The sequence below is a fragment of the Kitasatospora sp. NPDC127035 genome, from assembly GCF_042726075.1.
Taxonomy (GTDB): domain Bacteria; phylum Actinomycetota; class Actinomycetes; order Streptomycetales; family Streptomycetaceae; genus Kitasatospora.
The window spans coordinates 1-26167 of record NZ_JBHXDN010000039.1; the positions used below are offsets into that span (position 1 = coordinate 1).

A 26167-nucleotide genomic window follows, 5' to 3' on the forward strand; every position below is an offset into this window, starting at 1 on the left:
CGGCTTGGATTTCGTGGGCGTCGGGGTGGGGGGGGGCGGGGGGGGGGGCGGCGCCGCGGTGGGCGGGGGGGGCGCCCCCGGCCGCCCAGGACCGGGGGGACCGGGCGGGCCGGACCTCCCGTCAGACGTCGGCGGCGACGGGAGCGGGGGAGGCGGGGGCGGCGTGCTGCTCGTCCTCGGGGCGGCCCTTCGCGGGCAGCAGGAAGGTGATGGCGAGGAACGCGGCCAGCAGGCACATCTGGACGACGAGGGCGTTCCGGAAGCCGCCGGTGAAGTCACCCTCCCCGGCGCGGTCGAAGAAGACCGAGCCGAAGACCGCGACGCCGACGGAGCCGCCCACGGACTGCACCGCGGAGAGGACACCGGAGGCGGAGCCGATCTCGTGGTCGTCGACGGCGGCGAGGAGGAAGCTGAACAGGGCGGCGATCACCATGCCCGATCCGATGCCGGCCACGACCACGCCCGGGGCGATGTCCAGGACGGAGAAGGAGTCGGTGCCCCGGCCGTCGAGCTCGAACCAGAGCAGGACCGCGCCGAGGAACTGGACGAGCGGGCCGATCTGGAGCACCTTGCGCCCGATCCTGTCGGCGAGGAACGCTCCGCTGACCGCGCCGCCGATCGCGGTGCCGAGGGCGAGCGGCAGGTTGCCGACACCGGCCTCCCCGGCGGTGAAGTGCCGGCCGATCTGGAGGTAGAGGGTCAGGACGAGCTGGGTGCCGACGAGCCCGGCGAAGAACAGGGCGATGCCGCCGAGCCCGACGGTGAAGGCGGGCTTGCGCAGGAGGCCGGGGGTCACCAGCGGCTCGCGGCCGGCGGCGGCCGTCCGGCGCTGGTGGAGGGCGAACAGCGCGAAGCCCAGGGCGGACCCGGCCATCGACAGCCAGGTCCAGAGCGGCCAGCCGTCCTCCTGCCCCTGGTTGAGCGGCAGGACCAGCAGGGCGCAGGACGCGACGATCAGCCCGGCGCCGACCAGGTCGACCCGGAGGGTCCGGTCGCCGGGCTTCGTCGGGATGAACCGGGCCGCGACGACCAGGGCGGCGATGCCGATCGGCAGGTTGACGAGGAAGACCGACCGCCAGCCCAGTCCGAAGAGGTCGCTCTCGATGAGCCCGCCGCCCAGGACGGGGCCGATGATGCCGCCCAGGCCGAGGACGGGGCCGAAGATCCCGAAGACCTTGGTGAGCTCCGCGCCGGAGAAGTTCTCCCGCAGCAGGCCCAGGCCCTGGGGGAGGAGCAGCGCTCCGGCGGTGCCCTGGAGCAGGCGGAAGGCGATCAGTGAGCCGATGTTCGGCGCGAGTGCGCAGAGCAGCGAGGTGGCGGTGAAGGCGGCCAGGCCGAGCAGGAACATCCGGCGGCGTCCGTAGCGGTCGCCGAGCCGGCCGCCGAGGACCAGCCCGGCCCCCAGGGTCAGGGCGTAGCCGCCGATCACCCACTGCAGGCCGACGGGGGTCGCGCCGAGGGACTCCTCCAGGGCGGGCCCCGCGACGTTGACGATCGAGGCGTCCAGGAGATCCATGATCTCCGCGACGAGCATGACCACGAGGATCAGCCACCGCCACCGGTAGGGCCCGGTTCCCTCGCGGGTGGTGGGGGACGGGTCGAGCATCGCGATACCTCCATGGTGAAGTAATTCCATGATGAAGGTAAAGTGAGGGCGGTAGGTTGTCAAAGCGACCGCCGACGCGGACCGTGCGACGGGAGAGGAAGGGTGGCTGGCCGATGGCGGAACCGGCACGCGAGGAGAAGACGGCGCAGCACGAGCGACTGATGGAGGGGCTGCGGATCTACGGCGGCCACTACGCGGAGCTGAGCCGGCGCTTCGCCGCCTGGCTGGGCCTGCACTCCACCGACGCGACCGCGGTCCTGGAGATCGCCGCGGCCGAGGAGCGGGGCGTCCCGCTCTCGCCGGCCCGCCTGAGCGAGCGCATCTCGCTGTCCACGGGCGCCACGACCGCGCTGCTGAACCGCCTCGAAGCGGCCGGCCACATCACCCGCACCCGGGAACACACCGATCGGCGCGTCGTGACCCTGCGCGGCGGCGACCACATCCAGGACCGGGCCGACGAGTTCTTCGGCCCGCTCGCCCACCGGATGGGCGCCGCCATGGACCGGTACCCGCCGGACCTCCTGGACCGGTTCGAGTCCTTCGTGGCGGACCTGAACGCCACCATGGACGCCCACCTCGCCGAGCCGGGCGGCGACGTCTGACGGCCGCCCGCCCCTCGGCGGACACGGCGGACACGGCGGGCACGATGGGCACGGCGAACACGATGGACGCGGCGGCCCGGTGAACGACACGGGCCCGGTGCACCGGGCCCGCGACCCGGTGTGCGGGATCAGCCGGGGTAGGGGTCGTAGCAGTCGGGCACGGGGTTGTAGAGGGCGTTCCAGGTGGCCGGGCCGACGATCCCGTCCCTGGCGAGGCCGTGACAGCCCTGGATCCACTTGATCTTGGTGCGGGTCGCGGGGCCGAAGACGCCGTCCACCACCAGCTTCGGGACGCCGCCCCAGACGTTGGTCAGGCACTGCGCCTGCTTGACGGCGGCGCCGGTCGAGCCCTGGCTGAGCACCGGGCGGTGGCTCGACGAGGTGTGGGCGCAGCCTCCGGGGACGGCGGCGGCTGCGCCCTGGGGCGCGATGAGACCGGCCGTGCCCAGGGCGAGCACGGCGGTGAGGGCGGCGGCGACGGTTCGGCGTTGCACGGGCGGTTCCCCTTCGTCGGCGCGGGCCGCGACGGACCGTCACGGCCATGCGCTCCCACCCTAGGAACCGAGGCGCCGGCCGGGCAGGGCGTGAAAGGACGCGCACGGAGCGTGCCCCGGGCGCGGGACCACCGGACCGCCTGCCCCGCCGTCGACCGCCCCGCCGTCGACCACCCCGCCTCGAACGCCGCCCGCCACCGGGTCGGGGCCGGGCGAGGGTCAGGTGGGTGACGCCGCTCGGGCCGGCACCCGATCCGGACCGCACCCGCGCTCCGGGCGACTCCGACCTCGGACCCCGCCTCCCTCCGGGCACTCCGCGCGGGTACGCCCCGGGCCGCCGCGGTACGGGTGCGGTGTCACTCGTCCTCCTGCTCCGGGCCGCGGGGGCGCAGGTGCAGGCGCCACGGGTCGGTCGGCTCCGACGTCCTCAGGACCAGCAGGCCGGGACGGGGCACCGCGACGGTCCGCATGGCCTCGCCGCTCGCACTCGCGAACGTCGAACCCCTGCTGGTCCAGCCCGGCGGAAGCGGGCACTTGCAGGTGCCGTACCGGTCCGCCCGCCAGCAGCCGCAGACGAACCTCACCTGCCAGGAGGAGGAGTTGACGTGGACGACGAGCTCGGCGGGGGCGTCCGGGCGGACCATGAGGACGGCGTCGCCGGAGCCGTCGCGCTCGCGGAGCAGCTCGTCGATCTCGGAGGGCCCGAACAGCCGGACGGACCACTCGCAGTCGCCGCTGCTCTCGACCTTGAGGTGGGTGACGTCCCGCGACACCACCGTGCGCGCCGTGCCGCGCTCGGTCGCGGAGTAGTGGAACAGCAGGTTCGCATGGGTCTCCACCCGGGTCGGGGTGCGCGTCATCGGGGTGATGGTGACGTGCCCGTGCTCGGCGGAGGCCTCGACCAGGGCGATCGTCACGGCCTCGGGTTCGGGCCGTTCGATGGGGAACTCCCGTTCGGTCGGCTTGTCCCACACCCCGGAGTAGTGGTGCCGTTCCCCCTCCCGGCGCCGGGGCACCGGGCCCGGCCGGTCCCGCGGGACGGGGACGCGGTCGAGCCGGGGCAGCCCGTCGTCCGTGACCGGGGAGTCCTCGGGGGGCGGTGACTCCGCCGCCGGCTCGCTGCTCCCGGCCCGCGCGGGCCTGGGTTCGGAGGCGGGCGCGGGCGCGGGCTTGGGGGCCTTCGCGGGCGCGGCTTTGGACGCAGGTTCGGAGGTGGGCTTGGAGGTCGGCCTGGTCGTCGGGCTCACCGCCTTGCCCGGCGGGGTCCTGCGACCCTTCACCGGCGCGGGCTGCTGCGCCGCAGCGGCTGCGGCGGCCGACTCGGCGGCCGAACGGGCGGCTGCGTCGGCCGACTCGCCGGCCCGCCGGGCAGCGCCGACGGCCTGGTTCCGCAGCACCGCCGCCGCGACCAGACACCCCAGGGCGAACCCCAGGATCCCGACAGTGGCAACCGTCATCGTCCCCCCAGAGATACCTGCACCCTCGGGGTGAGGTTATGCCCCGCCTGCCGCGACAACCAGTGGTCGTGCGGGAGGAGTCGTGGCGGTGGCCGTCGCCCTCACCGCCGGATCAGTCCGGTCAGGAGGCTCCACCAGCCGCGTCGCTGCCGCGGGACGGGGGCCGACGCGGTGGACGCCGGTGACAGCCCGTCCCCGGCCGGCGAGGCCGGCTGCACGGGCACCCCGACGTGCGCCCGGACGTCCGCCGTCGCGCCCTCGGTGCCCCCGGTGCCCCCGGTGCTCTCTTCGCTCCCCGTGCCGGTGGGCGACGCAACCCCGGCGGCGGTCCCGGCGGCGGTGGCGGTCGTCACGGGCGCGGTCACGGGCGTGGGGGCCAGCGGCTCGGGCAGGTCGGTCCGCGGGGTGAACTCCACGGGCAGCGCGACCAGATGGCGGGAGAGCCACGCCGAGGTCCACGTCAGCTCGGACTCGTCGACGGCGAGCTGGAGGTCCGGCAGACGGGTCAGCAGGATGTCGATCCCGGTGTCGGCGATGGCCCGGCCGACGTCCTGTCCGGGGCACTCGTGCGGGCCGCTGCCGAACGCCAGGTGGGAGCGGTTGCCGTGCAGCGGCTTGGCCAGGTCGGGGCGGACGACAGGGTCGACGTTCCCGGCGGCGAGGCCCAGCAGCAGCATGTCGCCGGCCTTGATCCGCTGGCCGCCGAGCTCCGTGTCGCCGGTGGCCCAGCGGCCCGCGACGAGCGACATCGGGGCCGAGTCCCAGAGGACCTGGTCCAGGGCGTCCGGGACGGTCATGTGTCCGCCGGACAGGTGGGCGCGGAACCGCTCGTCGGTCAGGATGAGCTTCAGGGTGTCCGCGATCAGGTTGACGGTCGTCTCGTTCGCCGCGAGCAGGACCACCCGCAGGTGTTCCAGCACCTCGTCGTCGGTGAGCCCGGCGGGGTGGGCCATCAGCCGTGAGACGAGGTCGGGGCCGGGGGTGATGCGTTTGCGCTCCATCGTCCGGCGCAGCGAGGCCACGACGTAGTCGTTGCTGGCGATGGCCGTCTCGGTGCCCTTCATCAGGTCCCGGGCGGCGTCGACCAGACGCGGTCCGTACTCCTCGGGCATCCCGACCAGCTGGGTCAACACCAGCATCGGCAGGTGCTCGGCGAACCGGGTGACGAGTTCGGCGTGCCCGGCCGGGCCGAACTCCCGGACCAGTTGGTCGGTGAACCGGGTGACGTAGCGGCGGATGCCGCGCCGGTCGAAGCCGTTGAGGCCGTCGTTGAGGGCCTCGCGCAGGCGCCGGTGCTCCGCGCCGTCAGCGAACACGCAGAGCGGTTGCCAGGCGATCACCGGCATCAGCGGGGAGTCGGGTGCGACCAGGCCCTCCTGGAACGCCGTCCAGCGGCGGGAGTCCCGGGAGAACCGGGAGGGGGTGCGCATGACGGTGAGGTTGGCGGAGTGGCCGAGGACCAGCCAGGCCGGGAGGTCGCCGTGGAGGAGGACGGGAGCGACCTCGCCGTGTTCGGCGCGCAGCCGCTCGTACAGGCCCGCGGGGTCCGCCTCGGCCTCCGGGCCGTAGAGCCGCCGGAGGCCGGCGGGGGCGAACGCCCGGAGCCCGAGGTCCCGCAGTCCGCGGTCCGGCGGTCCGGTCTGCTGCAGCCCGAGGCTCTCGATCCCGAGGTCCTGAAGGCCCTGGGAGCCCTGGACGCCCTGGGGGTCCGGGACGTCCAGGACGCCCGGGAGGTCGGAGCCGGGCCGGTGGGCGGGGCAGCCGCTCGGCGGGGCGAGGGCGGCGTCGTCGGGGAACGGGCTGGTCACGGTGGCTCCGGGAGTGGTCGGCAGACGAGGAGGGGGCGGTGGCGGGGAGCCGGCGACGACGGGCGGCGGTCCGGCCGGTCCGGGCGGTGAGCACCCGGCCGGACCGGCGCGGTCATCGCACCGGCGACGGGCCCGCGAGGTCGTACAGGTAGTGCATCAGGGCGAGCAGCACGTCCCGGCCGGATTCGCGGACCCGCGCGTCGCAGGCCACGATCGGCACGTCGACCGGCAGGTCGAGTGCGAGCCTCAGCTCCTCCTGCGCGTACGTGGGCGACTCGGGGAAGACGTTGGCCGCGACCACGAAGGGCACGCCGCGGTCCTCCAACCGCCCGATCACGTCGAAGCTGATCTCCAGTCGCCGGGTGTCGACCAGGACGACGGCGCCGAGCGCACCCTCGAACAGGCCGTTCCACAGGAACCAGAACCGTTCCTGGCCCGGGGTGCCGAACAGGTACAGCACCAGTTCCTCGCTGATGCTGATGCGGCCGAAGTCCATCGCGACCGTGGTGGAGGACTTGCGCTCGACGCCGGCGATGTCGTCGACGTCCGCGCCGGCCTCGGTCATGGTCTCCTCGGTGGTCAGCGGGCGGATCTCGCTCACCGAGCCGACCAGGGTGGTCTTGCCGACGCCGAAGCCGCCGACGACCACCACCTTGACCGCCGCGGCGGCCGAGTCCGGGAGCAGATCGGCGCTCGCCGGCCCCAGCACCGTCTCAGAGCCTCTGAAGTCCATGCATCACCGCCTCCAAGAGGGCACGGTCGGGGAGAAGCGCGGCCGGGACGGAGGCGCGGGCCTCGATCCTCTCCTCGTCGAGGAGGTCCGCCAGCAGCACGGTGACCGCGCTGACCGGCAGCCGCAGGTAGGCGGAGATCTCGGCGACGGACAGCGGCGACCCGCAGATCCGCAGGATCGCGGCGTGCTCCGGCGGCATGGTCGGCGTCGGCTCCGAGCGGGAGACGATCAGGGTGACCAGGTCGAACGCGGTACGTCCGGCCGGACCACCGCGGCCGCGCGTGATCACGTAGAGGCGTTCCGGGGCCTCGTCGCCCCAGTCCTGGTCGGCTGTGCTCATACGACGGGCTCACCCCTGCGCGGAGGCGTACTGAGATGCTCGCCGATCCGGGCGACCAGGTCCCGCATCCGCTGGCCCATGAGGCCGGCGTCGACGCCCTCGTCAGCCAGCACCGCCAGGTACGCCCGGGCGCCGGCCGCCATCAGGTAGAAGAACCCGCCGCCCATCTCGATCACGACGAGCCGCATCCGGCCGTCGCCGTGCGGGAACTCGTGCCCCACGGCGGCGGCGAGGCTCTGCAGACCCGCGCAGGCGGCGGCGAGGCGGTCGGCGGTGTCGGTCTCGGTCCCGTGCTGGGCCATCCGCAGACCGTCGGCGGAGAGCACGACGACGTTGCGGACGTGCGGCACCTCCTCCGCCAGTTGCTTCAGCATCCAGTCCATGTTGGTTCGTTGGCTGATCACCGCTCGTCCCTCCCCGCCGACTCGTCGCTGCTGTGGCCCGCCGGTCCGGCGGACGGTGAGGTCCCGTTCACTCCGTCGTGGAAGGCGGCGAGCCACAGGCCGGGCTGCACCGCCCCGCCCGGGGGTTCGGCGGCCGCCCGGGGAGGTGGTGGGGGAGCGCCGCCGGTGCGGGAGGCCGCGGGGACCCCGTTCCGGGACGGTGCGGGGGCGGCGCCCCGGACGGGGGCGGGGGTGACGGTCCGGGAGGGAGCGGCGTGGCGTCGCCGCCTGGGCAGGCCGTTCGCGGTCCGCTCGCTCACCACCGGGGCCTCGTCCCCCGCCGGGTACGCTCCGGACCCGGCCCGCCGGGCCGGCCCGGTGTGCGGCCGGCGGTCGTCCACCGGCGGCGGCCCGGAGGAGCCCGTGACGCCGATGCCGTGGGCGCGCCCGGTGGCGGGTGCGGTGGTGATCAGCTCCTGCGGCACGATCAGCACGGCGCGCACCCCGCCGTACGCGGACGGGCGCAGCGAGACCTGGAAGCCGTAGGCCCGCGAGAGCCGGCCGACCACGGCCAGGCCGAGCCGGGGGGTTTCGCCGAGGTCGTTGAGGTCGATGCCGGCCTGTGCCTCCCGGAGCATCCGTTCGGCGCGGGCGCGGCCCTCCTCGCTCAGGCTGAGGCCGCCGTCCTCGATCTCGATCGCGATGCCGGTCTGCACCTCGACGGCGGTCAGGTGCACGTTGGTGTGCGGCGGGGAGTAGCGGGTGGCGTTGTCCAGCAGTTCGGCGACCGCGTGGATGAGCGGTTCGACGGCCGGTCCGACGACGGCGACGTCGGACACCGGGTGCAGCTCCACCCGCTGGTAGTCGAGGATCCGGGACATGCCGCCGCGCAGCAGGCTGTACAGCGGAACCGCCTTGTTCCACTGGCGGCCGGGGCGCGCGCCGCCGAGGACGGCGATGCTGTCCGCGAGGCGGCCGATCAGCGCGTTGCCGTGGTCCAGGAGGAGCAGGTCGTCGAAGACGGCGGGGTCGTTGCCGTGCCGGTGCTCCATGCCGCGCAGCTCGTGGGCCTGCCGGTGGACGATCGCCTGGACCCGGCGGGCGATGTTGACGAAGGCCCGCTGGGCGGACTCGCGCATGCCCTCCTCGGTGTCGACGGTCTCCAGCACGGCGCGCAGGAGCGTCTGTTGGGCGACCCGGAACTCCGGCCCGACGAGGATGTCCTGCGGTTCGTTCGCGGTGACGACGTCGTCCAGGGACTCGCCGCGCTGGAGGCGGACCACCGCGTCGGGCAGGCCGATCCGGGCCAGCCGGACGGTCTCGGCCTCCTGCCGGGACAGCCGGCGGCGCAGCTCGTCCTCCCGCTGGGCGCACCGTTCGCGCAGGGCCTCCGTCGCCCGGCCCCGGCGGACGGCCTCGGCGGCCACCAGGGCCACGGACAGCGTGCCCACCGCCGCGCACCAGCCGACCGCGATGCGGGAGCCGGGGGAGGCCGTGGACACGGCGAGGACGGCGACGGTCGCCGTCACGAGGGCGGGGACGAGCCAGACGAGTACGGGAGCGGAGCGCCGGCCTCCGGGTGACGATCCAGCACCAAGCATTCGGCATCCTCTAAACGGTCGGAAGGGTAGGGGGCGGGACGTGCGGGGCCGGCGCACCGCGGACCGGCCCGGGTTCCGGCGTCCGGGGCGGTGTTGGCACCAGGTTTACCGTGCCCCGGCCCCACCGAACCGCAGGCCGCGCGCAGTTCGCCAATGCGGGCGGTATCCCGGAGAACCCGTCACGCGGAGGGGGAGGTTCGTGCTAACGCGGCTGCCGCCGAGAGGTCTCCGGGCCGTGACCGCGGGCCCCGTCGGGGCGTCCCGCCGCCGCTCCCGTCGCCGCTCCCGCACCCGCTGACGCGGCGGAACTGCCGGTCCGGGTGTCTCGTCGCGGAGGCCGCTCGTCCGTATGATCGGGCTTCCTGCCGTCGGGGCTTGTGGGGGACGGGAGTTGTGCTGCCCGGCAATCGTGGGCGGTACCGGTGGAACGGGCGGTCTCCAGCAGTCATCAGCAGTCACCGGGAGCCTCGCCGGGCCGGGTGGACCGGTCCGGCGAGGCCCGAGGGAGGGGCGGGAGCATGCGATTCGCGGGTGTGGGTCTGACGCGGGACGGCTATCGGATCGCCGTGCTGGACACGGCGGTCAGCCGTCCGGCGACGGTCGAGGTGTACGAACACTGCGTCCTGGAGAGGCCGGTGGCGCGGCTGGTCGAGCTGGCGCAGCTCGCGCCGGACGGTTTCGCGGTGGTCGTCGACAGTGGCAACGGGATCTTCGACGGTTCCCTCGCCGCCGCCGGGGTCACGGTGTTCCGGGCCGACCCGCCGGTCCTGACGGACGGTCGGGTGACGGCGGAGGCACTCGCCGAACTCGGCCGCTCCCGGCCGGAGGCGCTCGTGGCGCTGGGATCCGGGGGCTGGACGATGAGCGGGCGCGAGGAGGGGATCACCGCCGCGGAGAGGGCGTCCGGTCCGGTCGAGCGGCGGCTCGCGGCGGAGGGCCGGCTCCTGCTGGGCGGACCGGTCCGCCGGACGGAGGCGGACGGTGGGGCCGCCGGGACCGGGGCCGGGTCCGCGCCGATGGTGGCGCTGACCTTCGACGACGGCCCGGACCCGGAGTTCACCCCGCAGGTGCTGGACGTGCTCCGCCGGTACGACGCCCCGGCGGCGTTCTTCTGCATCGGCCTGCACGTGCTGGCCCACCCGGGCGTGGTGCGCCGGACCGCCGCCGAGGGCCACACCCTCGGCAACCACTCCTGGTCGCACGCCTACCTGCCCGACCTCGGCCCGATCGGGCTCCGTGAGCAGCTCGGCCACACCTCCGAGGCGCTCGCCGAGGCGGCCGGTCTGGACGGGCCGGTGGGCTGGCTGCGCCCCCCGTACGGCGGCCGGAGTCCCGAACTGCTGGACACGGTGGCGGATCTGGGCCTCACCACGGTGCTGTGGGACGTGGAGACCAACGACTGGGCGCTGCCCGGGCCCGAGGTGATCGCCGAGCGGGTGTTCCGGCAGGTCCGTCCCGGTTCGGTGGTGCTGATGCACGACGGCGGCGGGGACCGCGCGCAGACCGTGGCGGCGCTCCCCACGGTGATCACCGGGCTGCGCGAGCGCGGCTACCGGCTGGTGGGTCTGGGCGAGTTGCTCGCCGCCCGGGTGCCGGCCGGGCGCGGCGTCGGGACGTAGGGCGGCGGGTAGACGTTCGCGGACGGCCCGGACCGGTCCCTCCGGTCCGGGCCCCCGGCGGGTGCCGGGCGGGTGCTAGAAGAGGGACGAACGGGTGCCCGCCCGTCGCCGATCCAGCCGAAGGGTTCCGTGATGGCAGAGTCCACGTCCTCCAGGTTCTCCCGTGCCGCCGGCCGCACCGCGCTGGCGGCCGCAGCCGCCCTCGCCCCCGTGCTCGCCGCCGCCCCGGTCGCGTCCGCCACCGCCTCGGGGCTGGACGACACCTGGTCCTGTTCCGTGCCGACCGGCTACGTCTACGACCAGATCGTCGCCTCGTCCTCCTGCGGGACCCGGCCGCTGTACCACCTGCGCACCCCGGTGGACGGGCTCGTCTCGTGCGTCACCGAGCGTGGTTTCGTCTACGACACCGCCTCGCAGACGTCCAACTGCAGCATGGTGAAGAGCTCCAAGTCGGCCTCCTACCGGCTGCGGATCCCCGGGGACCTGGTCACCTCCTGCGTGACCGCCACGGGCTTCGTCCACGACCTGGTCACCGCGCGCGCGGAGTGCAGCATGAGCCCCGGGTCGACCAACCCGGCCTACCGGCTCCGCACTCCGGTCGACGGCCTCTGGGCGTGCAAGGTGCCGGCCGGGTGGACCTACTCGGCCACCGTGACCGACCGGGACTGCAGCCACAGCATCACCTCCACCGCCACCAAGTACCGCCTGAAGGCCTGACGGTCCGCCGCCCGTCGCGGGCCGCCCGCGGCTCCGGTCAGCCGCAGGTCGGACAGGGCTGGCAGGCCTGGACCTGGACGTTGTCCACGACGGGTCCGGCGCTGCTGCCGGCGGTGGTGCTCCGGAAGGCCAGCGTGGTCGAGGCGTTGGTCGCCACGAAGGTGAACTGCCGGGTCACGTACCCCATGGCGGCGCGCGTCTTCCCGGTGACGTCGAAGGAGAACGCCTGGAACTCCTGGCCGTCCACGCGCGCCTGACCGGTCTTCAGGACGGGGGCGCCGTCCGGGTTGCCGGCGATGGAGTAGGTCACCGTGTAGGCCGTGCCGGGCGTCGTCGTGAAGGTCTGCGAGACGGTCCCCGCGTTGGACCCGTTGAGGTCCACCGACTGGTCGCCCTCGGCGGCCTGCCAGAACCCGGCGCCGATCAGGTCCACCGAACCGGCGGTGACCTGCCACGGCCCGATGGTCTGTCCGGCCGAGAGGGTCTGGAAGGTGTTCGCCGCGACCTTGGGCGTCTCGAAGCTGCCGTCGTCGAAACGGCTGAGCGCGCGGGTGGCGCCGGAGGCGGTCCCGCTTCCGGCGAGGAGGGCGGCGACGGCGGCGGTGGCGACGGCGGTGACGGCGGTCGTGCGGAAACGCTTGATCGACATGGGGTTCTCCCAGGTGCGGGCCCTGCTGCGGGCCGGTGATCGGCCGGACACCTGAGATCGTCCGGGGCCGGTGGGGTCGGCGCCAAGGGTGGGGCACCGGCGCCCCGTGGTACGGGCCTCCGTCGTCGGGCCCCCGCACGCCGGTTTGACGGGGCGGTTCTCCGGTGCCGGGCGTGCAGGTCCACCGGCTGAGCCTGTGACCTGGTCGTTTCTTCGTGGGATCGGGCCGGCGGCGGGCGGGTGCCGGGCCGGCCGGGCCGGTGGGCAGCGGTCGCGGGGTGACGGTTCCGTGGTGCACGAAGCTTCGTGCGCCGTCGATCGGCTTCGTGGGCGCCCCGGCGTGCGCGGACGGCGCGGGCGGGACGCGGCGCCGTCCCGCCGGGCGGTCGGGCGACCGGTCGGGCGGGTGTGCTTCGAGCCGGGGCAACTTGGGGATTCGGCGCCGAACCGTCCGTGCGCGCCGGTAGCCTCTCGACGGGTGTCCGGCAGGTGCCCCGCGCATCCGCACAGGTTCGAGGAGGCGTCCGTGGAGAGGACTTCGGCAGGGCGGGTGGACCCCCGGCCTCGGTCGGCCGCGCAGTCGGGCGCGCCCGGCACTCCGAGGCCGTTCACCGTCCCGAGGCGGGCCGGCACTTGGCGGGACATGCGGTCCGACGCACGGAAGGACGCCCTCCGATGACTCTCCCCTCCCCCCGCAATCCCTCCTCCCCGGCCGGCGGCGACCCGCGCCGGGGCGTGCTCGACGCCGCCCTGGTCGACCGCGTCACGGACGCGGTCCTGTTCGCCGGCCTGCCGGTCGCGTTCGGCGACCAGGGCCCCGGTGTCCGCATCCGTCCCGCGGAGGCGGTCGACGCCGCCGACCGGTGCGAGGGCCTGGCGGCCCTCGACTGGCTGCCGTCCCGGCGCCTGGCCGACGCGGCCGCCATGGAGGATCCGCAGCACGCGGCGGGTTCGGCCCGGCAGGTGGTCGGGGTGAGCATGGTGAACGCGCTCGCCGAGTTCCTCCCCGCCTTCGGGCTGGACGTGAGCCGGGACCGCTCCGGCCGCGAGCTGCGGGTGGGCGGAGCGGCGGACAGCGGACTGCGCGTGCCGCCGGACGTCCTGGTCCGGCGTCCTGCGGGGGCCACACCGGCCGAGCTCGGACTCGACGCGGAGCTCGTCGACGCCGTCCGCCGCAGCGCCGCACTGGCGGGGCTCCCCGTCGCCGGGCACCTCGGCGCCGCCGGTGTCACCCTCGGCCCGTGGCCGACGGGGGAGGACGGAACCGGTGGCGACGGGGGTGCGGACATCGGCTGGAACCCTTCGCGCCGGCTCTCCGACCTTGCCGACAGCGGCTCCCCGGCCGCCGGGCTCGCGGCGGTCGCCCGCACGTCCGTCCACGCGGCGATGCTCCACGCACTCGGCACGATCCTCGGGGCCTGCGGGACGGAACTTCGCTGGTTCCACGCCCGCAACCGGCTGCGGGCCCTCGGCGAGTCCACCCCCGCCATCCGGCACTGACACCGGCCCCGGGGAGCGGCCCGGCGCGGCCCGGAGCCGCCCGGAGCACCCCGGAGCCGGTTCCGCAGGGCCGGCCACCGCGTGTCGGCGGGCTCCTGCGGCGGGGTGCTGGTCCAGACCACAGGTGAATCTGGTCCAGACCATTGACGGTCGGCGGGGCGATGCCTACGGTATGGGGCACTTACCTGGCGCAGGCATGCCAAGATCCGCACGGCTGGCGCACCCCCCCACACGCGCTTTCCTGCGTCGGGCGCACTCCCCACCCCCCACGGAGGAGAACCATGCGCAAACGCCACATGGTGGGCGCGGCCCTGGCCGCCCTCGCCGTCCCGCTCGCGATGGCCGTTCCGGCCCAGTCGCACGGGTTCATCAACCTGCCGCCGAGCCGCGCCGCGCTCTGCGGTGCGGGCGTCGTCACCAACTGCGGTGACATCCAGTGGGAGCCCCAGAGCGTCGAGGGCCCGAAGGGCTTCCCGACCAGGGGACCCGCCGACGGCACCATCTGCGCGGGCGCCGACTCGCGCTGGGCGCCCCTGGACAACCCGCGCAACGGCGCCTGGCCGACCACGAAGGTGACGGCCGGCCAGCAGCTCACGTTCACCTGGGAGATCGAGGCCAGGCACTCGACCACCAACTTCCGGTACTTCCTCACCAAGCCCGGTTACAGCGCGACCCAGAAGATCACCCGGGCCGGTCTGGACCTCACCCCGTTCCTGACCGTCCCGTACAACGGACGGCAGCCGGCCGCCACCACCACGCACACCGCGACCCTCCCCACCGGTCGCACCGGACACCACGTGATCGTCGCGGTCTGGGACGTCGCCGACACGGCGAACGCGTTCTACTCCTGCACCGACGTGCTGTTCTGATCCAACCTGCACCACCGGGCCCGCCGACCTCCTCCCCGGGGCCGGCGGGCCCGCCGGCCGCTCAACTCCCGGACAGCAGCGCCGCCAGGGCGAGGGCCGTGTCCGGGTGGCGGCCGAGCAGCGCCGCGCCCGCCGGGCCGGACTCCGCGGGCGCCCACCCCCCGTCGCAGCCCAGCAGGCCGGCCAGCGCGTCACACGTCCCGGGGTGCGCCGCGAGCAGCGCGGCGCCGACCGGGCCGCCGCGCCGGGAGAGCCCGGCCGCGGGCGGCACCGGCTGCGCCCGCCACGGCGGGACCCAGGTGTCCAGCGCCCCCGGCCGGCCGGGGAAGATCCGCCCGGCCTCCCGGATCAGCAGCGGTGCGAGGTCGGCGCCGTCGGCGCGCAACGTGCCGATCAGGGTCGGCAGCCAGGGCAGCAGCACCGGGTCGGGCAGTCGTGCGAAGGCGTTGGAGACCGCCTCCACCACGAAGTCGGCCAGTCCGGGGGCCGGCTCCAACGCGTGCAGGAACCCGCTGAGGTACCGCGGATAGGAGGGCAGCACCAGCGGGTTGGCGAGCAGTTCGTCACACCGCTCCCGCAGCTCGGCCCGCGTCAGCCCGCCGAGCTGCACCCGGGCCGCCCAGAGCAGCGCCGTCCTGGACGGGTCCTGCGGGTGCGACTGCGCGACGGCGAGTTCCAGCTGCGTCCGGTCGCAGCCCAGGGACAGGGCCAGGTCCTCCATGCTGAGCAGGAAGCCCAGCATCGCCGCGACCTGGCGGACGGTCGCGTCCTCGTCGACGAACGCCGTCGGCAGCAGCGTGCAGTAGTGCGCGTACCCGGTCCTGACGAAGGACTCGATCCACCCGGGCAGGACCGGCTCGGCGGTCCGGTAGTGCGCCAGCAGCCGCCGGACCCGGCGCAGCACCTCCGGTGCGCCGTCGACCCCGCGCTCGGTGGCCAGCACCTCCAGGGCGCGGGTGCCCAGCTCCTCGGCGAGGCGCCGGCTGCGCAGGTAGAGGGTGGCGTCCTCGACCGTCCGCAGGACGGTCCCCGCCGTGGCCTGCGGCGCGTTGGCGGCGCGCCGCAGGCGCTGTTCCAGGACCTGTTCGACGCTGACGCCCTCGTAGCCGAGCTCGATGAGCGCCCGCTGGTGGGTGCCGATCGCCACGTCCCAGGACTCCTGGATGGGCCGTTCGCCGAGCCGGCGCTCGCCCATGATCGGTCGGGCGGCCTCGTGCGGCAGCAGTTGGCGCAGGATCCAGAGGAGGTCGGAACACCGCTCCAGCTCGGGGCGGGACGCGACGTCGAGCAGGGCCCGCTTCACGCCCCGCTGCTCCAGGTTGAGGCCGAGCGGGGCGAGGCGGTCGTGGACGTCCCGGGCGAGGGGCGGCAGCGCGTCGTAGCCGACCTGGCCGACCCGGTCGCCGCCCATCATGATCTCGACCAGCCGGGCGACGTCGCGCCGGCCCGGCACGGTGTCCTTCTCGATGCAGGTGACCGCCGCGTCCTGGAAGTCGTACGGCGTGGGCCTGGCCCGGTCGCGCAACCCGGCCAGCAGGATCGACGTCTCGAACACCGCGATCGCGTCGGCGGTGGAGGCGAGGTAGCCGTTGCGGCGGGCCGCGCGCACGATCTCCACGGACCAGCCGAGGAGTTCGGCCTCGTCCAGGGCGTCGAGGACGGGCGGGCGCTGCAGGAAGCCGGACAGCTGGTCGGAGGCCGGTGCCGAAACGGCGGGCGCGGGTGCGACCCCGCGGGCCTTGGCGGTCGACTTCCTCGCGCCGGGCCCGCCCGCCAGGCGGTACGGCTGCACCCGGGTGCGCTTGAGGTTCTTCGTCCACACCGTCGCGGCGATCGACACCGAGCCTGCGGCCAGGCCGAACTGGGCCTCGATCGCCGCGTGGCTGGAGGGGATGAGGCCGTGCCGCCACGTGGTGGCCGTGCGCGGGCCGATCTCGAACCCGGCACTGCCGTGGACGCCGAACTCGGCCACGCGGCTGGCCGCGTGGAACGCGCCGCAGACGTACAGGCAGTCGGCGGGGTCGGTGCCGGTGGCGGCCAGGTGCTCGCGCATCCTGGTCCACATGTAGCGCTCGCGGTCCTCGTCCACCCGCACCCGCCGGACGTCGCCCGGGGCGAGGCGCCGGAACAGGCTGCCGATCAGCAGCATGACCTGCCGGTACGTGTCGTGGTCGGCGTCGCCGAGCGGCAGCTCGACGTACTGGTGCCACCACTCCGACCAGTGCCGGACCTTGCCGTGGCGCAGCAGGTGCTCCTCCAGCTCGGCGAACCGGGGCCGCAGGTCGCCGATCTCCACGCCGACCGCGTCGCCGTGCAGTGCGGCTTCCGGTTCGGCCGCCGGCGCGTCCGGGTCGGCCGGCCCGTCGGCGGCGGCGTCGCGCGGCTCCCACTGGAAGACGTGGTCGCTGGAGCGGTCGACGAGGACGAGTTCGACACCGGGGGTGTCGAGGGCGTAGGCGATGGCCTGGTACTCGGCGGACGCCTCGGTGATCGGGGCGACCACCGACAGCGGCGCCCAGTCGGCGGGGAAGCCCTCGATCTCGCTCGCGAACGCCTGCACCGCCACCGGGAGCCGGCAGTTGCGCAGTTCGGCGAGGAGCGGCGCCATGTCCTCACACAGCTCCAGGTAGACCACCTTGGGCTGCTTCTCCCGGAGCCGCCGCGCCATCGCGACGGCCGAGGCGGGGGAGTGGTGGCAGACCGGGAAGATCTCCAGGGGTTCGCGCACCGCGCGGTCGATGTCGTCGACGAGGCCGAGCAGGATGCCCTCCAGGGCGTCCGGTCCGCCGGCGAACGACGCCGCGGCGTCCTGGAGTTGGGAGCGCAGTGCGTCGAAGGTCCCTTCGTCCGCGGAGCCCCCGCCCCGGGCGGGCGTGCCGGCCCCCGCCCCGGCCCTGGTCGTCGCGGCGGTCTTCGCGGCGCTCACGCGAGCGTGGCGATCGTGTCGCGGCCGCCTTCGAGGAACTCGGGCCAGGCCCCGCCCTCCGCCTTGCTGCGCGGCTCGACGACACCGTGCAGGTACTTGTTGAGGATGGCGAGGTCCTCCGGCTCGCGCCGGGCGAGCGACCCGACGAGCGAGGAGGCGAGGGTGCGGGCGGTCAGGGTGCGCTCGCCGAAGAAGGTGCCGTGCAGGACGGCGTCCTCCAGCACACCGATCTGCTCGGCGGTGGACAGCGCGGACTCCAGCTTCTCGTCGTCACTGCCTGCCGCAGCCGCGGAGGCGCGCAGGTCCGCGAAGGACTGCAGCAGGACGTCGAGCAGGGTGGGCGGCACGTCCAGGTCGATCTGGTGCCGGCGCAGCAGCTCCTCGGTGCGGAAGCGGACGATCTCCGCCTCGCTCTTCCGGTTGGTGACGACCGGGATGCGGACGAAGTTGAAACGCCGCTTGAGGGCCGAGGACAGGTCGTTGACGCCGCGGTCGCGGCTGTTGGCGGTGGCGATGATCGAGAAGCCGGGCTTGGCGAACACGATGCCCGCGTCGCCGGTGAGCTCGGGCACCGAGACGTACTTCTCCGACAGGACGGAGATCAGCGCGTCCTGGACGTCGCTCGTGGAGCGGGTCAGTTCCTCGAAGCGGCCGATCGCGCCGGTCTCCATCGCGTTCATGATCGGCGAGGGGATCATCGACTCCCGGGACTGGCCCTTGGCGATCACCATGGACACGTTCCACGAGTACTTGATGTGGTCCTCGGTGGTGCCGGCGGTGCCCTGGACCACCAGCGTGGAGTTGCGGCAGATTGCGGCGGCCAGCAGCTCGGCCAGCCAGCTCTTGCCGGTGCCGGGGTCGCCGATCAGCAGCAGTCCGCGGTCGGAGGCGAGCGTGACGACGGCGCGCTCGACGATGCTGCGCTCGCCGAACCACTTCTGCCTGACCTCCCGGTCGAGGCCGTCGGAGGGCTCGGAGCCGAGGACGAACAGCCGGACCATCTTCGGGGAGAGGCGCCAGGTGAAGGGCTTGGGGCCGTCGTCGATCGACTCCAGCCAGTCGAGCTCGTCGGCGTACTTGATCTCGGCGGGGGCGCGGAGCAGGTCGGACATCAGCGGACTGCCTTTCCGGGGTGTCGGTACGGGGTCGTGCGGGGGTGGTGCCGGTGGAGCGGGGAGGCGCTCGGCGCTACCCGAGGAAGTTCTTGAGCTCGTGGACGAGCTTGCGGATGTGACCCGAGATCACCGGCGTGCCCTGGTCCTTGAAGCGCTCCCGGAACCACGGGTTGACGCTGGCCCGGCCGGCGCTGGTCACCGAGCCGACCGGGATGAACTTCGCTCCGGAGCGGTGCACGGCGGCCATCTGCTCGAAGAGCTGCTCGCCGTTCCACTCGTAGAAGTCGGAGATCCACACCACCACGGTGTTGCGGGGCTCGGCGATCTTCGGCTGGGCGAGCGCCATGGCGACGGTGCCGTCGGTGCCGCCGCCGAGGTTGGTGCGCAGCAGCGTCTCGAAGGGGTCGTGCACCCACGGCGTGAGGTCGACCGCGCGGGTGTCGTACGCGACGAGGTGGACGTCCACCCTCGGCAGCCCGGCGAAGATGGAGGCCAGGATGGTGCAGTTCACCATGGAGTCGACCATCGATCCGGACTGGTCCACGACCACGACGAGGCGCTGGGGCGTGGTCTTGCGGGCGGTGTGACGGTAGTACAGGCGGTCGACGTAGAGCCGTTCCTGCTCCGGGTCCCAGTTGGTGAGGTTCTTCCAGATCGTCCGGTCGAGGTCGAGGTTGCGGAAGACCCGCTTCGGCGGGACGGACCGGTCCAGCGCGCCGACCGAGGCCTTCTCGACCTGGGTGCGCAGCACTTCGGCGACCTCGTCGACGAACCTGCGGATGAGCGCCTTGGCGTTGGCGAGGGCGACGCCGGACAGGTTGTCCTTGTCGCGCAGCAGCTGTTCGATCAGCGACATGCTCGGCGTCAGCCGTGCGGCGAGCCCCGGGTCCGCCAGGACCTCGCGCAGGCGCATGCGCTTGACCAGGCCCGCCTCGATGTCCGCGAGTTCGGGGCCGATCCACGGGATGAGCGTGGACAGGTCGGGGGTGCCACCGTGGCCGCCGGGGTTGGTGCCCGCCGCCGTCCCGCCGGGGCGGGTGCCGCGCAGTTCGCCGGGCCGGCAGCCCAGCGCGCGCTCCAGCCAGCCCGCGTCGGCCTGCCAGCCGGCCAGCTGTCCGGCGGTGACGGTACCGGAACCGGTCGCGAAGACGTTCAGCAGCACCTTCGACACCAGGGCCGCGCGGCGGACCTCGGCGGCACGGTCCCGCCCGTCGGGTTCGGACGCGGTCTCGGGCGTCATCAGGCCGTCGAACTCGCCGGCCAGCTCCGGATGGCGCTGCACGATCGAGTCGACCGAGGCGGCCGGGTCCAGCAGGGCGGCCGGCAGGCCGGACTCCTCGACGACGGCCAGGCTCGCCGACTCCAGCGCGGCCTGCTCCTCGGGGTCGAAGAGCCGGGCGAGCAGGCGCCAGTACAGGACCTGCCGGCGGTTGGCGTCACCGTCCGCCCCGGAGTCCGGCGTACGGTCCGGGCCGAGGGCGGGTTCGGTCGTGGGTCGGGTCATTTCCGCAGCAGCTTTCCGGCCCGCTCGCGCAGGGCCTGGACGGCGTCGAGGGCGGCCTTCTCCCCCTTGAGGCCGGTCTTGTCGGCCGTTCCGCCCGCCCACGCCCCGGCGTGCAGCGCGACGGTCTTCCGCTTCACGGTGGTCTCGACGGCGAGGGGCTGGACGCTGAACCCTCCGGCGTCCCAGCGCAGCAGCCCGATGCACGCGCTCGACGCCGCGACGGCCTGCGGGGTGAGCGGCCCCGCGGTCGGTATGCGGTCGGTGTCGACGGTGATCCGGTGCCCGGCGAGGGCGAGGGTCAGCGTCTCGCCGTCCTGCTCGACGGCGTAGCCCTCCAGGAGGACGGGCGCCGCGATCCGTGCGGGGTGCCGGTCCAGCGGCGCGGTGGGCGCGACGAGCGCCGTGGCGAGGACGACGCGGGCGGTGGCGAACGGGTCGGCGCCCGTACCCGGCCGGGCCGCCGCGTCGTCCCAGAGCAGGTCCCCCTCGGCGGTGACCGGCATGGCGGTCAGGTCCATCGAGAGCCCTTCGCCCGCGGCGGCCAGCAGGGACAGGTGGGGGCGAAGGAGCTGCCACACACCGGCACCGACGACCGTGTCCGGCTTGGGGACCGACACCCCGGCGCGGACCAGGCGGGGCGCGCCTCCGTCGGCGGGTTCGAACACCGCGTGGACCTGGACCTGTGCGGCGGTCGCGTGGGCGTGCAGGTCGACGCCCAGCGGCAGCAGCCGGCCCGTCACGACCGCCGGCGGTGCGGCGGCCGACGGGGCGCCGACGGCGCCCGGCTGCGTGAGCAGCACCGCCCGGGACCACAGGTCGGCCCAGCGGCGCAACGGCACCTGGTCCAGGGCGGCGCCGGGGCAGGACGCGGCGAGTTCGGCGGCGAAGCCGTCCAGCAGTGCGGCGAGGCGGCGCAGCCCAGGGTCGGGCAGCAGGGCGGAGACCACCGGTGCGGCGCCGGCGACCGACTCGTGGTCGATGCCCTGCCACCCGGCGCGGGCCAGGTCGGCCAGCCAGGAGCGGGCGGCGGCGAGCAGGTTGGCGGCCGGGCCCGAGCCCGCCGGGGACACCGCCGCCGGGCCCGCGGCCGGATCGCCGGCGGGAGGCCGGCCGGTCGCCTCGCCGATCCGGTCCGTCAGGGCGTCGTGGACGGCGCCCAGCAGTGCGGTGCGGGCCGCGGCGAGGACGGTGAGGTGCTCCTCGCCCGCCGCACCGGCGGCGGCCTTCCCGGCCGCTTCGGCGACCCGGTCGGCGAGCGGCGATCCGGTGACCGCGTCGGCGAGTGCGGCCAGGCCGGCGGCCTGGGCGGGGCCGGGCCGGCGCAGGCCGCCGACCAGGGCCCGGTCGAAGGCGTCGACCGCCGCCAGGGCCTCCTGGAGCCCGGCGACCGGTTCGGTGAGCAGGTCGATGCGCATCAGGCCACCGCCCGGCTCGACGGGAACCAGTGCAGCTCCGGCAGCGGCGCGGTGGTCGGCGCGAGTTCGAGGTAGGCCAGTTGGCGCAGGAAGCGGCTGAACACGCTCGCGGCGGCCGATCCGTCGGCCTTCGGCGGGCGGGTGCCGGTCATGGTGCGGGTGATCTCCGGGCCGCCCGGTTCCGGGGTGCCCGCGTCGACCCGCAGGTAGCGGGCGACGCGCTCGCCGCCGTACTGCAGCACCGCCTCGTCGACCAAAGCCGCCAGGTGCTTGCAGAAACTGCCGTACGCGCCGCCGCAGGGCCGGTTGTTGTTGGTGCTGCAGGTGAACGCGAAGTCGCCGGCCGCGACCGACGAGACGTAGACCCGCCCGATGTCCGAGCCGCTGGACACCACGCCTTGCAGTCGACCGTCCGTCAGTTCCACGAACGGGACCTTGGCGAGCTTGCGCGGCCGGGCGGGCGCGACCACCTGGGCCGTGCTCGACTCCTCCCGGGAAAACGACACACCAACTCCTTGCACTGAGAGGGTTTTCGCGCCGGAGCGGCGCTGTACGGAGGAACCTATCGGGGGCCACTGACAACGGCAGCCGCCCCCCTGCGCTGCGGAAACGTTCCCCCGCTCCCTCTCCGGCCTCCACTGCCCGCCTCCCGTTCCCGGCCGACGTTCGGGGGCACCCGGCGGGGCGGACCGGCGGAAAAGCCCTGTCGCCGAACGTGGTCGCGCGGTTATGGTGAGTGACATTCGGGTCGTGTGCCGGTGGGAGGACCAAGAGGGCGGGAGGTGCGGCAGTGGCGGTCACGGAGGTCAGGGTCGGTCGGGACAGGGTCAGGCTGGACGTGGAGGGGCTCTGCGGTGCCCGCCTGGCGCCGACCGGCTCGGTGGTGCTGCCGGAGCACGTCGAGGTCTACCGGATCGGGGTCGGCTGGGGCGAGCCGGTTCCCTGCTCGGAGGCCGACCGCGCGCGCTGGGAGGGTGCCCTGCGCACCTTCCTCGACCGCCTGTCGCGGGCCCTGGAGGAGGTGTACCGGGCGCACGGTGGCCGCAGCGCCGTCATCGACCTGGCCGAGGGCTCACGCGCCTGGCACGGCATCGGCCGCCCGCGCCGGTGGCCGGGCCGGCAGCGGCGGGCCACCGAACGGTCGGTGCACGCGCAACAGGTCTTCGCGCTGGAGCTGCACCGGGTCACCGAGCTGTACCGGCCGGTGCGGGCGGAGCTCGAACAGCGGGTGGCGGAGGCGCTGGTGGCGCGGAAGGCGGCCGAGGAGGCCCGCCGGCGGGAGGAGCGGCGGAGACGGGCGGTGCTCGACGGGGTCGCCGCCCGCGAGGTGTGGCTCTACCGGCCGGCGGGCCGGGGCGAGCCCGTCCGCATCCACCGCTCCGACATCCACCGCTCCGACCTGCCGGCGGCGGAGCCACCTGGGGCACCCGAGGGCCCGGAGGGCTCCGCGAGCCCCTCCCGGGGCCCTCTGACCGCAAGGGAACTGGCGACGGCTCTGCGGGAGCTGGTGCGCGCCCCTGACGGCAGCGGTGACTTCCGCTGGGACGAACGGGCCCGCGCCGCGACCGAGGAGGAGTGCCGTGCCCAGGACGTCGCCGTCACCTTCCACGACTGGTGGCGCGAGGTCACCGGGAACCACTGGCGCACGGGTCCGGAGGGCCCGCAACCGGTGGTCGCGAGTCCCGGCACGAGGGGGTCGAGCCGCAGCCACGGCATCGGAGGCACCGGTGTGTCCGGATCCGGCGGCTACTCCGGCGGCCACGGACTCAGCGGGTTCGGGGGCTTCGGCGGCTACTGAGTCCACGCCGGCACCCCGCCACCCCAGCCACGCCGGCTCCTACCGGTCGCGCTTCAGCACCCGCCAGCCACCGGCCCGGTTGTCGGCGACGATCTGCCGGAACATCGCCAGCAGCGCCGCCTCGTTGACCGCCCCGCCCTCCCGGACGGCCACCGTGCGGGCGGTCTTGTTGTCGTGGCCGCCGGTGACGATGCCCTCCGGGTCGGGCACGATGCCGCCGTCGTAGAGGAACACGTTGACGTGGTCCTTGGCCGCGAGCAGCGCGCAGATGTTGCCCTGGAGCACGAAGTACGGGACGACGGTCCGCTTGACGGTCTCCGCGACCTCCGGATCGGCCTCGTGGACGAGGTCCCTGACCCGCCGGCAGATCTCCTGCTGCCAGCCGGGCAGGGCGTCGATGTAGGCATCCACGCGGGGATCGGTCTCGTAGCGGGCCATGACGCTGCTCCTCGTGCCGGTGACGGACGCGCTGTCCCGGACGATTCTGCGCCCGGCACCGGCACGCGCCGGTGAACACCGCGCCGCCCCTCGGGTCGGTGCCGCGGCGGTCAGACCTGCGCCGCGTACCGGGTCAGCCCGGCGCGGACGGCGACGTCCACGGCCGGCTCCAGCAGCAGGGGCGGGCGCCCGTCGTCCCCGGTGCCCGCCGCGGCCAGCAACTCCGCCACCACGGAGGTGTCGACGGTACGGACCTCGGCGCGCCGCAGGTACCGGACGAGGGCGGCGGTGAACACCGGCTCGTCCGCGCGCTGCACGCCGGCCAGGCCGGTCGCCTCGTCGACGAACGCCTCCTCCGAGCCCAGCCATGCGGCGGCCCCGGACAGCCCGTCGTCGTGGACGGCGGCCGGGTAGGGGATCCGGTGCCAGGCACCGTCCTCCCACCAGTAGAGGAACCCGAAGAGGTTGCCCCGGGCGTCCTCGCGCAGCTGCTCCGAGGGCAGCCAGTCCGGGCCTCCGGCGAGGAAGTCGATCTGCCGGCCGTCGACGTGGGTCACGCTCCCGTCGGAGTCCTGGCCGCAGAAGACCGCGTGGCCGTCGTCGAGCACGGTGACACGCCACCAGTAGGACCCGCCGGTGGCGTCGCACCACACGCCGTGCTCGTCCAGCCAGTAGCCCTCGGGGTCGCCCTGGGCGGCCTCCAGCAGGGCGAGGGCGACGGCCCGCGCCCACACGGCGTCCGCGTGGTGCAGGTCCTCGGGCCGGCTCGGCCTGTACATGGTGGTACGTCCCCTCCGTCGGTGACGCACAGCCTGCCACACCCCTTTCTCCGGCGGTCGGCCCCGGACCGGGTGGACCCGGGTTCCCGCAGGTCGACGAGGTCGACCAGAATGGCGGTGTGGACGAAGTGGACTACCAGGTGCTGTTGCACGAGGCGATGGAGGCGGCCCGGCGGTCGCCCCTGCGAGGGCGGGTCGCCGACTACATTCCGGCCCTCGCGAAGGCCGACCCGGCGGCGTTCGGGATGGCGATCGCCACCGTCGACGGGGAGGTGTTCGGGGCGGGGGACTGGCGGCACCCGTTCTCGATCCAGTCGGTGTCGAAGCTCTTCACCCTGGCGCTGGCACTGGCCGAGGGCGACGACGGACTCTGGACCGGCGTGGGCCGCGAGCCGTCCGGCAACCCGTTCAACTCGCTGGTGCAGCTGGAGTCCGAGCAGGGCATCCCGCGCAACCCGTTCATCAACGCCGGCGCCCTGGTCGTGACGGACCGGCTGCTGAAGCTGACCGGGGACGCGGTCGGGGCCGTCCGGGACTTCCTGCGCACCGAGTCCGGGAACCCGGCCGTCGCGGTGGACGACTCGGTGGCCTCCTCGGAGGCGCAGCACGGTCACCGCAACGCCGCGATGGCACACTTCATGGCGAGCTACGGGAACCTGCGCAACCCGGTCGACAGCGTTCTCGCGCACTACTACGCGCACTGCGCGATCGAGGCCAGCTGCCACGACCTCGCGCTGGCCGGACTCTTCCTCGCCCGCCACGGGGTGCGGGCCGACGGTTCGCGGCTGCTGTCGCGCAGCGAGGCCAAGCGGATCAACGCGGTGCTGCTCACCTGCGGTACCTACGACGCGGCGGGCGAGTTCGCCTACCGGGTCGGCCTGCCGGGCAAGAGCGGGGTCGGCGGCGGGGTGCTGGCGGTGCTGCCGGGCCGGGGCACGGTCTGCGTCTGGAGCCCGGGCCTGGACGCCGCCGGGAACTCGGTGCTCGGCGTCGCGGCCCTCGACGCGCTGACGACCGCGACCGGCTGGTCGGTGTTCTGATCCGGAGGCCCGCACCGGGGACGGCGCGTGCGCCGATGGTGCGACCGCCGGCGCACGGGTGTGCCCGTCCGCGTCGCAGCCAGGGGAACGGCGCCCCTGCGGCGCCGTCCAGGTGGCGTCCGCACGGCGGTCGACGATCAGGACGCGGTTGTCGGCAGTGCCGAGGGCGACGACGTCGCCGCCGACCGGCGCCGGGCCGACCCCGGTGGCGGTGACCTCGCATTCCCCGCCGTGCCGCCGTGCCGCCCTGCGTCCCCGCTGCCGACAGGCGGCGGTCGCGCGTCGGGCCGGTGGCGTCGGCCGCACGGGGCTCACGCCGGGCGGACCGCCCGGGGGCCGACGACGTCGGCGCCGAGCGCGGTGACCCTGGCTCGCAGTCCGCGGTCCGCGGTGACGACCAGGCACCTCCGCCGGGTCCGGTCGGTCAGGGCGTTCTCGACGAGGTCGACGATCCGGTCGTCGCCGCTGCCGGACGCGGCCTCGACCCGAACTCCGGGGACCGGGGCGACGCCGCGCGCGGCGCCCTCCACGACGAGGACCACCTCCAGCGGCCCGGAGTGCGCCCACGCCGGGCCGCCGGCAGGTGACACCAGCCCGCCGTCCGCGATGCCGGTCAGGGAGTCGCGCAACCGCTCCGCGGCGCCCCGCCGGTCGCGCCACCAGCCGTCGGGCACCGACCCGACGACGTTGGCGGCGTCCACCACCAGCAGGGGCACCTGCCCGCTGCTCTCGTCCGTGTCGCCCTCGTCCATGGTCCGAAAGTCTTCCACGGCG

24 protein-coding genes are annotated in these 26167 nt (G+C 74.6%); 7 read left to right on the top strand and 17 right to left on the bottom strand.

Translation table 11 applies throughout. From position 1 onward, the window contains the following. Nucleotides 1-121: 121 nt before the first annotated feature. Nucleotides 122-1606 (bottom strand): MFS transporter, encoded by a 1485-nt coding sequence (locus ACFWIC_RS24915; RefSeq protein ID WP_380520037.1) that lies wholly within the window; start codon nt 1604-1606, stop codon nt 122-124. A 113-nt stretch (nt 1607-1719) separates the two neighbouring features. Between ACFWIC_RS24915 and ACFWIC_RS24920 the strand changes: the two genes are divergently transcribed. Further along, on the top strand, nt 1720-2208 hold the full coding sequence (locus tag ACFWIC_RS24920) for a MarR family winged helix-turn-helix transcriptional regulator (protein ID WP_380364446.1): 489 nt from the start codon (nt 1720-1722) through the stop codon (nt 2206-2208). A 128-nt stretch (nt 2209-2336) separates the two neighbouring features. Here the strand turns inward: ACFWIC_RS24920 and ACFWIC_RS24925 are convergent, their stop codons facing one another. From ACFWIC_RS24925 to ACFWIC_RS24955, 7 genes are all read right to left on the bottom strand, one after another. Continuing rightward, nucleotides 2337-2702 (bottom strand): peptidoglycan-binding protein, encoded by a 366-nt coding sequence (locus ACFWIC_RS24925; RefSeq protein WP_380359802.1) that lies wholly within the window; start codon nt 2700-2702, stop codon nt 2337-2339. A 356-nt stretch (nt 2703-3058) separates the two neighbouring features. Beyond that, complete coding sequence (locus tag ACFWIC_RS24930; RefSeq protein WP_380359800.1) at nt 3059-4159, bottom strand: hypothetical protein; 1101 nt, start codon at nt 4157-4159, stop codon at nt 3059-3061. A gap of 101 nt (nt 4160-4260) precedes the next feature. Beyond that, on the bottom strand, nt 4261-5778 hold the full coding sequence (locus ACFWIC_RS24935) for a cytochrome P450 (protein ID WP_380520064.1): 1518 nt from the start codon (nt 5776-5778) through the stop codon (nt 4261-4263). 301 nt (nt 5779-6079) lie between these two features. Then, entirely contained in the window at nt 6080-6700 is a 621-nt protein-coding gene (locus ACFWIC_RS24940; protein ID WP_329876462.1) for an ATP/GTP-binding protein, read from the bottom strand. Then, entirely contained in the window at nt 6681-7040 is a 360-nt protein-coding gene (locus ACFWIC_RS24945; protein WP_329876465.1) for a DUF742 domain-containing protein, read from the bottom strand. The genes ACFWIC_RS24940 and ACFWIC_RS24945 overlap by 20 nt, the downstream gene beginning before the upstream one ends. After that, complete coding sequence (locus ACFWIC_RS24950) at nt 7037-7444, bottom strand: roadblock/LC7 domain-containing protein (protein ID WP_355405750.1); 408 nt, start codon at nt 7442-7444, stop codon at nt 7037-7039. The genes ACFWIC_RS24945 and ACFWIC_RS24950 overlap by 4 nt, the downstream gene beginning before the upstream one ends. Then, nucleotides 7441-9024: an ATP-binding protein gene (locus tag ACFWIC_RS24955; RefSeq protein ID WP_380520038.1), complete on the bottom strand. Its 1584-nt coding sequence runs from the start codon at nt 9022-9024 to the stop codon at nt 7441-7443. Before ACFWIC_RS24955 ends, ACFWIC_RS24950 begins: the two co-directional genes overlap by 4 nt. 518 nt (nt 9025-9542) lie before the next feature. On the opposite strand from ACFWIC_RS24955, the gene ACFWIC_RS24960 reads away from it, so the two are divergent. Both ACFWIC_RS24960 and ACFWIC_RS24965 read left to right on the top strand, forming a co-directional pair. After that, complete coding sequence (locus ACFWIC_RS24960) at nt 9543-10643, top strand: polysaccharide deacetylase family protein (RefSeq protein ID WP_380520039.1); 1101 nt, start codon at nt 9543-9545, stop codon at nt 10641-10643. A gap of 132 nt (nt 10644-10775) precedes the next feature. Then, nucleotides 10776-11360 carry a hypothetical protein gene (locus tag ACFWIC_RS24965; RefSeq protein ID WP_329951220.1) on the top strand — a complete coding sequence of 195 codons (585 nt, stop codon included), beginning with the start codon at nt 10776-10778 and terminating at the stop codon, nt 11358-11360. A 37-nt stretch (nt 11361-11397) separates the two neighbouring features. On the opposite strand, the gene ACFWIC_RS24970 is transcribed toward ACFWIC_RS24965, so the two are convergent. Continuing rightward, complete coding sequence (locus ACFWIC_RS24970) at nt 11398-12009, bottom strand: choice-of-anchor C family protein (RefSeq protein ID WP_329876475.1); 612 nt, start codon at nt 12007-12009, stop codon at nt 11398-11400. 675 nt (nt 12010-12684) lie between these two features. Between ACFWIC_RS24970 and ACFWIC_RS24975 the strand changes: the two genes are divergently transcribed. Then, on the top strand, nt 12685-13509 hold the full coding sequence (locus ACFWIC_RS24975) for a hypothetical protein (protein ID WP_380520040.1): 825 nt from the start codon (nt 12685-12687) through the stop codon (nt 13507-13509). A gap of 281 nt (nt 13510-13790) precedes the next feature. After that, nucleotides 13791-14378, top strand: coding sequence for a lytic polysaccharide monooxygenase (locus ACFWIC_RS24980; protein WP_380520041.1), 588 nt, complete (start codon nt 13791-13793; stop codon nt 14376-14378). A 61-nt stretch (nt 14379-14439) separates the two neighbouring features. Here the strand turns inward: ACFWIC_RS24980 and ACFWIC_RS24985 are convergent, their stop codons facing one another. The 5 genes from ACFWIC_RS24985 to ACFWIC_RS25005 all read right to left on the bottom strand — a co-directional run bounded on the left by ACFWIC_RS24985 (nt 14440) and on the right by ACFWIC_RS25005 (nt 21844). Continuing rightward, nucleotides 14440-17205: a hypothetical protein gene (locus tag ACFWIC_RS24985; protein ID WP_380359808.1), complete on the bottom strand. Its 2766-nt coding sequence runs from the start codon at nt 17203-17205 to the stop codon at nt 14440-14442. A 95-nt stretch (nt 17206-17300) separates the two neighbouring features. Next, nucleotides 17301-18416, bottom strand: a complete 1116-nt coding sequence (locus ACFWIC_RS24990) for an AAA family ATPase (protein WP_329876481.1) — start codon at nt 18414-18416, stop codon at nt 17301-17303. A gap of 76 nt (nt 18417-18492) precedes the next feature. After that, nucleotides 18493-19923 (bottom strand): VWA domain-containing protein, encoded by a 1431-nt coding sequence (locus ACFWIC_RS24995; RefSeq protein ID WP_380359792.1) that lies wholly within the window; start codon nt 19921-19923, stop codon nt 18493-18495. Beyond that, a complete protein-coding gene (locus ACFWIC_RS25000; protein WP_380520065.1) occupies nt 19920-21368 on the bottom strand; it encodes a hypothetical protein in 1449 nt (482 codons plus the stop codon). Before ACFWIC_RS25000 ends, ACFWIC_RS24995 begins: the two co-directional genes overlap by 4 nt. Beyond that, nucleotides 21338-21844: a hypothetical protein gene (locus ACFWIC_RS25005; protein ID WP_329876608.1), complete on the bottom strand. Its 507-nt coding sequence runs from the start codon at nt 21842-21844 to the stop codon at nt 21338-21340. Before ACFWIC_RS25005 ends, ACFWIC_RS25000 begins: the two co-directional genes overlap by 31 nt. A 284-nt stretch (nt 21845-22128) precedes the next feature. On the opposite strand from ACFWIC_RS25005, the gene ACFWIC_RS25010 reads away from it, so the two are divergent. Next, a complete protein-coding gene (locus ACFWIC_RS25010; protein ID WP_380520042.1) occupies nt 22129-23136 on the top strand; it encodes a hypothetical protein in 1008 nt (335 codons plus the stop codon). Nucleotides 23137-23175: 39 nt separating this feature from the next. Here ACFWIC_RS25010 and ACFWIC_RS25015 read toward each other — a convergent pair whose 3' ends face one another. After that, nucleotides 23176-23574, bottom strand: a complete 399-nt coding sequence (locus tag ACFWIC_RS25015) for a DUF1801 domain-containing protein (RefSeq protein ID WP_329876487.1) — start codon at nt 23572-23574, stop codon at nt 23176-23178. 110 nt (nt 23575-23684) lie between these two features. Further along, on the bottom strand, nt 23685-24353 hold the full coding sequence (locus ACFWIC_RS25020; RefSeq protein WP_380520043.1) for a hypothetical protein: 669 nt from the start codon (nt 24351-24353) through the stop codon (nt 23685-23687). Between the two features lie 128 nt (nt 24354-24481). Here ACFWIC_RS25020 and ACFWIC_RS25025 point away from each other — a divergent pair, with 128 nt between their 5' ends. Further along, on the top strand, nt 24482-25393 hold the full coding sequence (locus tag ACFWIC_RS25025) for a glutaminase (protein ID WP_329876610.1): 912 nt from the start codon (nt 24482-24484) through the stop codon (nt 25391-25393). Nucleotides 25394-25704: 311 nt separating this feature from the next. Here the strand turns inward: ACFWIC_RS25025 and ACFWIC_RS25030 are convergent, their stop codons facing one another. Further along, entirely contained in the window at nt 25705-26145 is a 441-nt protein-coding gene (locus ACFWIC_RS25030; RefSeq protein ID WP_380520044.1) for an NTP pyrophosphohydrolase, read from the bottom strand. Between the last annotated feature and the right edge of the window lie 22 nt (nt 26146-26167).